The organism is Pseudaestuariivita rosea (assembly GCF_017592335.1).
Taxonomy (GTDB): domain Bacteria; phylum Pseudomonadota; class Alphaproteobacteria; order Rhodobacterales; family Rhodobacteraceae; genus Parasulfitobacter; species Parasulfitobacter rosea.
On record NZ_JACNMP010000001.1, the window covers coordinates 32,085 to 42,938 of the forward strand.

The following is a 10,854-nucleotide window of genomic DNA, read 5'->3' on the forward strand; positions in this document are numbered from 1 at the left end:
CTGCTGCGAAAAACGGAAACGTGGCGGACAAAAGCTTCGGCTCGTCCGCGGGTTTGGTTCTTTGGCCATGCCACCCGCGACAGCAAATCGATGTCGCCCCAATCATTTCTGGTGATCGCAACTTCGACCTTTGTTAGACCGTCTTTATCCAACAGAATAAACCCAAAAGCGCTTTTGATCAGGCCGAACAGCGGGACGTCATCGGAAATCATGTGCCGCAGATAGGCCAGTTCGACCCGGTCCACCCCGGTCAGCTGATGACCCGCGCGCGAGATCAGGCGCGTCAGGTCAAGGCACCGGGCAGATGGTCTATTTGTCGTAATGTCCGTTTTGGTGCCAGCGCCAGGCATCTTTGATCATCACCTGCAGGTTCGAACGTTCTGGTTGCCATCCTAGCTCGCGGATGGCGCGTTCGCTACCGGATACCAGCTTTATGCAGTCCCCTGCACGCCGGTCGCCTTCGACGAATGGAACCTCTTTATTCGTGACACTGCGACTGTGATCAATCACCTCGCGCACAGAAAAGCCGCGGCCAGTTCCAAGGTTGAAGACACGGCTGTCTTTGCCATTTTCCAGCCATTTGACGCCAAGAACATGGGCATCGACCAGATCCATCACATGCACATAGTCCCGAATGCAGGTACCATCATCGGTATCGTAATCGGTGCCATAGATTGTCAGGGCGTCACGTTTGCCGTCGATGGCATCCAGCATCAATGGGATCAGGTGCGTTTCGGGCTGATGGAATTCGCCAACCTCACTGTCGGGATCGGCGCCCGCCACGTTGAAATAGCGAAAGATGACGTGTTTCAGGTCAAAAGCTGCTTCGAAATCGCGCAAGATATCTTCGATCGCACGCTTTGACGCGCCATAGGCGTTGATCGGCGCTTGCTGGCTGTCTTCGTCCAACAAGACGTTGTCCTGTTCGCCATAAGTCGCGCAGGTCGATGAAAACACGAACTGCTTGCATCCGGCAGCAACCGTCGCTTCGATCAGGGTCAAAGACCCACACACATTGTTGCGCCAGTATTTGCCGGGGTCCTGCATGCTTTCGCCCACCTGGCTGAAGGCGGCAAAATGCATGACAGCTTCCGGTTTATACTTTTCAAAGACCTCGCCCAATCTGGTGCGATCCGTCAGGTCGCCCTGTTCCAGTGGACCGAATTTAACCGCATCAGCCCAACCGGTGCTAAGATTGTCGTAAGTGACAGGCGTATAGCCCGCCGCCCTAAGCGCTTTGCAGGCGTGCGAACCGATATAACCCGCACCCCCGGTTACCAGGATATTCTTCACTATTTCGATCTATTGCGCTGCTTTTTGTTGGGCAACCATCTGTTCAAGATACTCTGACAGTTCGGTTTTCAGTTCGTCGCGCGCCAGACCAAAGGCGACAGTGGCCTGCAGGAAGCCCGCTTTTGAACCACAATCAAAACGCTGACCGCGGAAACGCAAACCGTAGACATTACGCTCAGCGCTTAGTTCATCGGCAATGGCGTCGGTCAATTGAATTTCACCACCCGATCCCGACTTCATACGGTTCAGGTTTTTCAGCACATCAGGCGTCAGGATATAGCGTCCGATGACCGCCAGATTCGATGGTGCCTCATCCGCTTTGGGCTTTTCCACCATGCCTTTGACCGCGACCAGCGATCCCATGTCTTCCTTGACGTCCAGAACACCATAGGCCGATGCCTTTTCGGGCGGCACCTCCATCGCGGCGACCATACAACCGCCGGTGTCTTCATAGGCTTCGGTCATCTGCTGCAGACAGGGTTTTTCGGCGGCAATCACATCATCGGGCAGAATAACGGCAAAGGGTTCATCGGCGATCAGGCGACGTGCGCACCACACCGCGTGGCCCAGGCCAAGCGCCTTATGCTGACGGATATAGGCAATCGCGCCGCTTTCCATGTTGGTTGATTTGAGAGTTTCAAGAAGCTCGGTCTTACCCTTTTTGCGAAGCGAGGCTTCAAGCTCAGGCGCGTGGTCGAAGTAATCTTCAAGCGCGGATTTACCGCGGGACGTCACGAAGATGAATTCCTTGATCCCGGCTGCGCGGGCTTCATCAATTGCGTATTGGATCAGCGGCCGGTCAACCAATGTCATGATTTCCTTTGGCACCGATTTCGTCGCAGGCAGGAATCTGGTTCCCAATCCGGCTACCGGAAAAATGGCTTTCGTGACGCGTCGTTTCATTTCGATCCCTCTCAAATTGCGCTACTGCGCGGATGGCATACCGTTATTGCCGTCAATAGCATCAACAATAATAACAATTATATTAAGTTTGTTCTCGTGCAGGCAAAGCACCGCCGTAACCAGTGGTTGTTTGGCTAGATTATGCCAGTTTTTCAGGCGATCCAAGCCCACGCGCCACAGAAATGCGCGATGTTTCAGCAATCACACGGGATTCAAAGGACCAATGCAGACCCGGCGACGCATCGCGCTGCGATTTACCCCAGATCCCACCGCGGTGAATCCAGCCGCAATCCTGGTCGTAAGTAACCCAATGTTTGCGCGGGGTCGGTGACAAAGCAAAAAGCGTTACGATATGACCATTATTGATCATCTGGCGGGCCTCTTCGCGCAGATCACCAAGTTGCCACAATGGCCCCCAAACGACATGATTTCCCTTTGGTGAGATTTTCTGGAACCGCACAAAATCTTCGGGCTGGTCCGGCAAGGGTTCCATTAAACGTCTTTCGCGATCAACGCCCTCGGTTGCGCCTTCGATCAGACCTGCCATTAGATAGGCGATCTCGGATGATTCCAACCGTCCGGCGACCATATGACTTAGAAGCCTTTTTCGCTGTATGTCCTGAAATTTCAGCCATGCCTCTTCGGCATCTTCCGGTTCACAATATTTCGACAGATAGACCGCAAAGCTGGCACCGATTTCAAAAAGAGACCGCGGTGTGCGATCTGCACGGCGTGTGTCGCTTGCAGCGTAACTGTGATGGACCTCGGCCAAGGGGGACAAAGCGGTTTTATATCCCTGGCGGGCCAGACGCATGTTGATGTCGGTGTCATCAAGGAAAAAGCGATATGATGGATCGAAGCCGCCGATCTTGGCCAGCACATCCCGTCGGACAGCCATATTTGTGCCCTGGGTTTTGATGGCCAGACCGTTTTTTGGCGAAAAGCGTGTTGAACGATCCATTGCAACCGGGAAGTCATGCGAAAAGCCGGTGCTGTCGACCATCTGGGCCTGCCACTGATAGGATATGCCGTTGCGGCCGCGCACAAATCCACCACTGGCCGCGACATCAGGGTCTTCGAATGGAGACATAAGATATGATAGCCACGTCGGCTCGGCCACGGCATCGTCATCGATAAAGGCAACGATTTCACCTGCCGCAGCTATGACACCCATATTCCGTGCGGTCGAGATATTGGGTTCGTCAAAGGATAAAAGCTTGACATCATTCGCCGTACACGTCGTTTCGACGGCGCGTTCGCCAAAGATATCGGTCACGACTACGACTTCGAAATTCTGGTAGATCTGCTGATTAAGGGCTTTCAGACAGCGCGCCAGATAATCGGGCCGATCACGACTGACGACGATCACACTTACACTTTTTTCGTTCATTCCAGCCCCATCTGGCGCATCATCTCTTCGATTTTTGGAACATCTTCCGGGTTGTTAAGTTCCCAGAACTGGCGGCCTTTTGCGTCGACCTCGACACATAATATTGTCTGGCCGCGTTCCAGAAAGCGCAGCTGTTCCAGCCCCTCATTCTTTTCCAGATCATTTGCTGAAGTCTTGGGATATTCAAGTAGCGCAGTCGGTCGATAGGCATAGACACCGGCGTGATGATAAACCGGCGTCATCTGAGATGGTTCGTACCTGCTGGACGTAAAGGGGATAACTTCTTTGGAAAAGTAAAGCGCATGACGCTTGTGGTCAAAAACGGCCGTTGTACCACCGACCCGACCGGCTTTGCGATCCGCCAGCAGTCCCGCCAGAGCGGCACCGTCACAACGCAGAACCGGGGTTGCGACATCTGCATCAGGGGCACCGCGAAGTCCAGCGATCAGATTTTCGATGAACCAGTGCGGTGTCAACGGGGCATCGCCCTGCAGATTGACGACGATATCGAAATCCGATCCGATCTTTTCATAGGTTTCGGCACAGCGCTCCGTCCCATTGCCGCAGGATTCTGAGGTCATGATCACCTGAGCCCCAAAAGCCTGGCTCGCCCGCGCAATACGATCATCATCGGTCGCAACAACAACGCGATCCACGCCGTTGACCTGCAAAGCGGCTTGCCATGTGCGCTGAACCAGGGATTTTTTCTGCCCCGTCGCGCCGGTCAGTTCAACCAGTGGCTTGCCCGGATACCGGACCGAGGCATAGCGCGCAGGGATAACAACCAGAACAGACATCACTCAGACCACAACTTCACACCCGGAGCATAGGCGATAAAGAACGGGTTCTTAAAGCCCTCTTTACCGTATTCCAGCGGCTGATGGTCATCAAAGCGAACAACATGACCGCCCGCCCCCGTCAAAACAGCATGGCCCGCTGCGGTATCCCATTCCATGGTCGGGCCAAGTCGGGGGTAAAGGTCAGCCTCGCCCGTGGCAATCAGGCAAAATTTCAACGACGACCCGGCGCTGGTCATGTCTTTGACGTTGTATCGGCTGATATATTGGTCCGTGTCCGCATCGCGATGCGATTTCGACGCCACGACCATCAGCGCGGCATTGTCAGGCGTGGAAACGGACAGGGTTTTCAATTCGCCAACCTGCATCAGATCATGGGGGCCTATTTCCTCAACCGTGATATTTTCACTGACGGTGTAAAACAGCCGCCCACGCGCCGGGGCATAGACAACGCCACGTGTCGGAATGCCGTCCTGCACCAAAGCAATGTTAACCGTGAAATCACCGCGCCTTTTGATAAACTCTTTCGTTCCATCCAATGGGTCTACGATGATAAAGGTATTGGCGTCGACGTTGTGCGACGCCGCCTGTTCCTCGGTCACCAGCGGGATATCTGGGAATTGCTGCCTTAGACCGTCAGAAATAACCTTATCGGCGGCCTGATCGGCCTTGGTCACAGGGCTGTTGTCTGACTTTGTCTCAACCTCAAAATCATCGGCCTGATAAATCTGCATGATCTGATGGCCCGCCAGCAACGCCAGTCGTCTGAATTCAGTTGTGATTTTGTCGAAATCCAAGATCTATCCGTCCTGTGAAATTGCGTTTATTGATCCGTAACCCTTACGCCCTTATGCTTTCCGATAGTGAAATGGGCAAGCAGACACTGTTTGCGCCCCGCCAGTAAGCGACAGATCGGCATGTTCCAGTTCGAAGCCAGACCCTATGCCAGACGACCCGCCGTCAGTTTTTTTGAGCTGGTCTACCACGGCGCTGTTCGTAACGTGCGTAAAAAGCACGGCAATGCAGTGCTCAGCATACTTCTGAATATGCTTCAGACTGTTTTGATGTGCGTGATTTTTTATGTACTTTTCAGCGTTTTAGGGCTTCGCGCGTCGGCTATCCGCGGCGATTTTATGCTTTTCGTGATGTCCGGGGTCTTTTTGCTGTTCACCCATAACGCCGCCATGGGTGCCGTTGTCGGGTCCGAGGGACCCGCATCGCCCATGATGCAACACGCCCCGATGAGCACAGCGATTGCGATCTGTTCGGGCGCGATAGGGTCGCTTTACGTTCAGATTCTGTCGATGATTTTCGTTTTGCTGGTCTATCACATCGCCGTAACCCCGATTGAGATTCTGAACCCCGTCGGTGCGTTTGGCATGGTTTTGTTATCATGGCTGTCGGGCGTGGCGCTTGGTCTGGTGTTTCTGGCGCTGAAACCTTGGGCGCCAGGCACGGTCGGTTTGATTTCAACAATTTACAGACGGGTGAACATGTTCACATCCGGCAAGATGTTTTTGGCAAACATGCTGCCCGGTTCGTTGCGGATGTTGTTTGAATGGAACCCGCTGTTTCACACCATCGATCAGGCGCGGGGCTTTATTTTCATCAACTATTTTCCGCGCAATACCAATATTGAATACGCCATATATTTTTCCATCGTGTTCATCACACTTGGCCTGATTGGCGAATTTTATACGCGCAAGCATGCCTCAGCCAGTTGGTCAGCGCGCAAGTAAGTCATTCGACCACCCTAAGTGTCAGGTTAATGCGGCCCCCGTTGTGCAACAATTGACTTGAGCCGAATCTGATGCGATCCACACCATGATAGGTCAGGCGCGCATCGCCCTCCATCACAACGACATCCCCAGATTTCAGCCATATAGACTCAGTTGATCCCCCGCGGCTTTGATTGCCAATACGAAACAGGGCGTCATCGCCAAGGGAAATCGAAACAACCGGCCACTGAAAGTCGGCCTCATCACGGTCCTGATGCAGGCCCATTTTGGCATTCTCGGAATAATAGTTGATCAGGCAGCATTCCGGCTGCCGGTGCTTCGGCCCGACGGTCTGCCAGATTTTCAGAATACTGTCTGGAATATCAGGCCAGTTCGATCCGTTCGGGTGAGCCTTTCGATAAGAATAGCCCGAACGATCAGCGTACCAGCCATATTTCCCCGCGGACGTCATTTGAACCGACATCGGCTTGCCATAGGGGGTTTGCGGCTGAAATAGCGGGACATCACGGACAATGGTCCGCACGTCGGTCAAGATGGCATGCTGTTCATCGGCAGACAAATACCCCTTGTAGATTTTGAAGTCACGCAAGGTCAAAGGACGTGGAAGATCATTCATAATTAACTCTGCCGCAAGAAACCTGCATTCAACCGTTGCGTGGTGCTTGCACGGTTTGAACGTGAACCTTATATACGCCCAGAAGCCGGACAGCCCAGTGAAGGTTGTCTGTAAAGTTGGGATAAGGTTGGGATGCCGTTTTCGGATCCTGGCCCACAGATCGCCGAAAAGAGGAATACAATATGGCCAAAGTAATTGGTATCGACCTCGGAACCACAAACAGCTGCGTCGCAATCATGGACGGATCGCAGCCACGTGTGATCGAGAATGCAGAAGGTGCACGCACGACGCCGTCAATCGTCGCCTTCACAGATCAGGAACGCCTGGTGGGCCAGCCTGCCAAACGGCAGGCCGTTACAAACCCGGAAAATACAATTTTCGCAGTCAAGCGTCTGATCGGTCGTCGCGTTGATGATGCCGAGGTGACAAAAGACAAGAAAATCGTCCCCTATGAAATTATCGATGGCGGCAACGGTGACGCCTGGGTCGAAGCCAAGGGCGAAAAATACAGCCCCAGCCAGATTTCCGCCTTTATTCTGCAAAAGATGAAGGAAACTGCCGAATCCTATCTGGGCGAAGACGTTACTCAGGCCGTGATTACGGTGCCTGCGTATTTCAACGACGCGCAACGTCAGGCCACCAAAGACGCCGGTAAAATCGCTGGTCTTGAGGTTTTGCGGATCATCAACGAACCAACCGCTGCGGCCCTGGCCTATGGTCTGGACAAGAAAGAAACCAAGACAATCGCCGTTTATGACCTTGGTGGTGGTACGTTTGACGTGACCATCCTGGAAATCGACGATGGCCTGTTTGAGGTCAAATCGACCAACGGTGACACCTTCCTGGGTGGTGAAGACTTTGACATGCGCATCGTCAACTACCTGGCTGATGAGTTCAAAAAGGAAAACGGCACCGATCTGACCAAGGATAAGATGGCCTTGCAGCGTCTGAAAGAAGCTGCAGAAAAAGCCAAGATCGAACTGTCGTCGGCCAGCCAGACCGAGATCAACCAGCCGTTTATCTCGATGGACCCTGAAACCAAGCAGCCGCTGCACATGGTGATGAAACTGACCCGTGCCAAGCTGGAAAGCCTTGTAAATGATCTGATCAAAGCGTCGATGAAACCTTGTCAGGCCGCGTTGAAAGACGCGGGTCTATCGACAAGTGACATTGATGAGGTGGTTCTGGTCGGCGGTATGACCCGTATGCCCAAGGTGATCGAGGAAGTGACAAAATTCTTCGGCAAGGAACCTCATAAGGGCGTCAACCCTGACGAAGTCGTTGCCATGGGTGCGGCCATTCAGGCCGGTGTTCTGCAAGGGGACGTCAAAGACGTTGTTCTGCTGGATGTCACACCGCTGTCGCTTGGGATCGAAACACTGGGCGGTGTGTTCACACGCCTGATCGACCGCAACACGACCATTCCGACGAAGAAATCGCAAATCTTCTCAACCGCCGAAGACAACCAGAACGCCGTGACCATCCGCGTATTCCAGGGGGAACGCGAAATGGCTGCGGATAACAAGATCCTGGGCCAGTTCAACCTGGAAAACATTCCCCCAGCACCGCGTGGGTTACCCCAGATCGAGGTGACGTTTGATATCGATGCGAACGGTATCGTGTCCGTTGGCGCGATGGATAAAGGCACCGGGAAAGAACAGAAGATCACCATCCAGGCCTCGGGTGGGTTGTCGGATGAGGACATCGAAAAGATGGTCCGCGACGCCGAAGAAAACGCCGAAGCCGACAAAGAGCGTAAAGAGCTGGTTGAGGCGAAAAATCAGGCTGAAAGCTTGATCCATTCGACCGAGAAGTCGATGGAAGAGCATAGCGATAAGGTTGATCCGACCACAATCGAAGCGATTGAGCTTGCCATCGCAGCACTGAAAGACGAACTGGAAACCGAAGACGCGGGTAAAATCAAGTCTGGCATCCAGAACGTGACCGAGGCCGCGATGAAACTGGGCGAAGCGATCTATAAAGCCAGCCAGGAAGAAGCCACCGGTGAAGCACCCGATGTCGACGACGAACCACGCGGTGTAGACGATGATATCGTCGATGCCGACTTCGAAGATCTCGACGACGACAAGCGCGCCTCTTAAGTGGCCATTGGAACCTCTTTAACCGGCCTGCACAGGCGGGCCGGTTTTACGTTCCGTGACGGGAGATAACCCATGTCAAAACGCGATTATTACGAAACACTTGGCGTTTCGAAGGGTGCATCGGCCGATGAGATCAAAAAAGCTTATCGTGGAAAGGCCAAAGAGCTTCACCCTGACAGAAACTCTGACAACCCCAATGCCGAAGCGCAGTTCAAGGAGGTCAACGAAGCCTACGAGGTTCTGAAAGACGCGGATAAGAAAGCGGCCTACGACCGTTTTGGTCACGCGGCTTTCGAAGGCGGTATGGGCGGCGGCGGACGACCGGGCGGCGGATACGGCGGGCAGGGTGATTTTGCCAGTGCTTTTTCTGATGTATTCGACGATCTGTTCGGTGATTTCATGGGCGGCCGTGGCGGCGGACGTCAGCGGGCGACCCGCGGCTCGGACCTGCGCTATAACCTAAAAGTGACGCTGGAGGAGGCCTATTCAGGTCTTCAAAAAACCATCAATGTCCCAACTTCCGTCGCGTGCGACGCATGCAGCGGAACCGGCGCCGAAGGCGGCGCAGAACCGGTCACCTGCCCAACCTGTTCGGGTATGGGCAAGGTCCGCGCGCAGCAGGGTTTCTTTACAGTCGAACGCACCTGCCCCACGTGTAATGGGCTGGGTCAAATCATCAAAAACCCCTGTAAGGTCTGTAATGGCGCAGGGCGCGTCGAAAAAGACCGTGCGTTAAGTGTCAATATTCCAGCCGGTGTCGAAACAGGTACCCGCATTCGACTGGCTGGCGAAGGCGAGGCTGGCGTGCGCGGCGGGCCAACGGGTGATCTGTATATCTTCATCAATGTCGCCGAACACGAACTGTTTCAACGCGACGGCCAAGCCCTGTTCTGTCGGGTGCCCGTTTCGATCACAGCCGCAGCCCTTGGCGGCGATATCGAGGTGCCGACAATTGATGGCGGCCGAAGCCGGGTGAAAATCCCCGCCGGCAGCCAGTCGGGGCGGCAAATGCGGTTGCGCGGCAAAGGCATGCCTGCACTGCGTGGTGGTAGCCACGGCGACATGTTCATCGAATTGGCCGTGGAAACGCCCGTCAATCTGACATCTCGCCAAAAAGAGCTGCTGCGCGAATTTGACAAGCTGAGCGAAAACAACAACCCGGAAAGTTCCAGCTTTTTCTCATCAGTGAAAAATTTCTGGGACTCGATGAAGAGTTAACCGATTTTTCAACGATTTAGCAGAGCGTGTAGATATGGACGCTCCGAAACAGTTTGCCGAAGTACAATTACCATTGCTGGAAGGTCAGGAACTGTTGGTGACTGGCCCGAAGGGTCGGTTGCCGTCTTATATCAAAGATCATCGCAAACGGCTGCGCGAACGTTTCGTTCAGGGTGGTCCACAAGCGATGCCCGACTATGAATTGCTTGAGCTGATCCTTTTCCGGTCCATCCCACAGTGCGATGTCAAACCCGTTGCGCGTCGCCTGCTGGATGCCTTTGGTGACTTTAACCGTGTTATCTCGGCCGATCCTGAACGCCTGATGGAAATTCGCGGTGTGGGCGAAACAGTGGCGACTGACATCAAGATACTTGAGGCTGCGGCCCACAGGATGGCGCGCGCCAAAGTGATGCAACGACCGATTCTATCAAGCTGGGACGCGCTGCTTGATTACTGCCACACCGCCATGTCCCATCGTGAGACCGAGACATTTCGCGTGCTGTACCTGGACCGTAAAAATGTGCTGATCGCCGACGAAGAACAGGCAAAAGGCACCGTCGATCACGTGCCCGTCTATCCGCGTGAGGTTATGAAAAGGGCATTGGACATAAATGCCTCGGCCATCATACTGGTGCACAATCATCCGTCCGGCGACCCGACGCCGTCAGACGCCGACATTACGATGACACAGCAAATCGCGAACGCTGCATTGTCCTTGGGCATAACACTGCACGACCACCTGATCATCGGAAAATCACAGGAACTTAGCTTTCGAAGCGAAGGTCTGATCTAGGCG

At 54.0% G+C, this 10,854-nt stretch carries 10 protein-coding genes; 4 read left to right on the forward strand and 6 right to left on the reverse strand.

The annotated features are described in order from the left end of the window. Positions 1-309 precede the first annotated feature (309 nt). The 5 genes from galE to cysQ form a co-directional block, all read right to left on the reverse strand. Positions 310-1,293: a UDP-glucose 4-epimerase GalE gene (galE, locus tag H7848_RS00180; RefSeq protein ID WP_208347069.1), complete on the reverse strand. Its 984-nt coding sequence runs from the start codon at positions 1,291-1,293 to the stop codon at positions 310-312. 9 nt (positions 1,294-1,302) lie between these two features. Beyond that, positions 1,303-2,196, reverse strand: a complete 894-nt coding sequence (galU, locus tag H7848_RS00185; RefSeq protein WP_208347071.1) for a UTP--glucose-1-phosphate uridylyltransferase GalU — start codon at positions 2,194-2,196, stop codon at positions 1,303-1,305. 139 nt (positions 2,197-2,335) lie between these two features. Beyond that, the gene (locus H7848_RS00190) at positions 2,336-3,586 is read right to left on the reverse strand and encodes a glycosyltransferase family 2 protein (protein WP_208347072.1); all 1,251 of its coding nucleotides are present in this window, start codon (positions 3,584-3,586) and stop codon (positions 2,336-2,338) included. Beyond that, positions 3,583-4,383 carry a 3-deoxy-manno-octulosonate cytidylyltransferase gene (locus H7848_RS00195; RefSeq protein ID WP_208347073.1) on the reverse strand — a complete coding sequence of 267 codons (801 nt, stop codon included), beginning with the start codon at positions 4,381-4,383 and terminating at the stop codon, positions 3,583-3,585. The genes H7848_RS00190 and H7848_RS00195 overlap by 4 nt, the downstream gene beginning before the upstream one ends. After that, on the reverse strand, positions 4,383-5,180 hold the full coding sequence (gene cysQ, locus H7848_RS00200; protein WP_208347074.1) for a 3'(2'),5'-bisphosphate nucleotidase CysQ: 798 nt from the start codon (positions 5,178-5,180) through the stop codon (positions 4,383-4,385). The genes H7848_RS00195 and cysQ overlap by 1 nt, the downstream gene beginning before the upstream one ends. A 120-nt stretch (positions 5,181-5,300) precedes the next feature. On the opposite strand from cysQ, the gene H7848_RS00205 reads away from it, so the two are divergent. Further along, on the forward strand, positions 5,301-6,122 hold the full coding sequence (locus tag H7848_RS00205; RefSeq protein WP_208347436.1) for an ABC transporter permease: 822 nt from the start codon (positions 5,301-5,303) through the stop codon (positions 6,120-6,122). Between the two features lies 1 nt (position 6,123). Here H7848_RS00205 and H7848_RS00210 read toward each other — a convergent pair whose 3' ends face one another. Further along, the gene (locus tag H7848_RS00210; protein ID WP_208347075.1) at positions 6,124-6,738 is read right to left on the reverse strand and encodes an alpha-ketoglutarate-dependent dioxygenase AlkB family protein; all 615 of its coding nucleotides are present in this window, start codon (positions 6,736-6,738) and stop codon (positions 6,124-6,126) included. 182 nt (positions 6,739-6,920) lie between these two features. Between H7848_RS00210 and dnaK the strand changes: the two genes are divergently transcribed. The 3 genes from dnaK (at position 6,921) to radC (ending at position 10,851) form a co-directional block, all read left to right on the forward strand. Continuing rightward, positions 6,921-8,840, forward strand: coding sequence for a molecular chaperone DnaK (dnaK, locus tag H7848_RS00215; RefSeq protein ID WP_208347076.1), 1,920 nt, complete (start codon positions 6,921-6,923; stop codon positions 8,838-8,840). 72 nt (positions 8,841-8,912) lie between these two features. Further along, complete coding sequence (gene dnaJ / locus H7848_RS00220; RefSeq protein ID WP_208347077.1) at positions 8,913-10,058, forward strand: molecular chaperone DnaJ; 1,146 nt, start codon at positions 8,913-8,915, stop codon at positions 10,056-10,058. 34 nt (positions 10,059-10,092) lie between these two features. Continuing rightward, a complete protein-coding gene (gene radC, locus H7848_RS00225; protein ID WP_208347078.1) occupies positions 10,093-10,851 on the forward strand; it encodes a RadC family protein in 759 nt (252 codons plus the stop codon). Positions 10,852-10,854 lie beyond the last annotated feature (3 nt).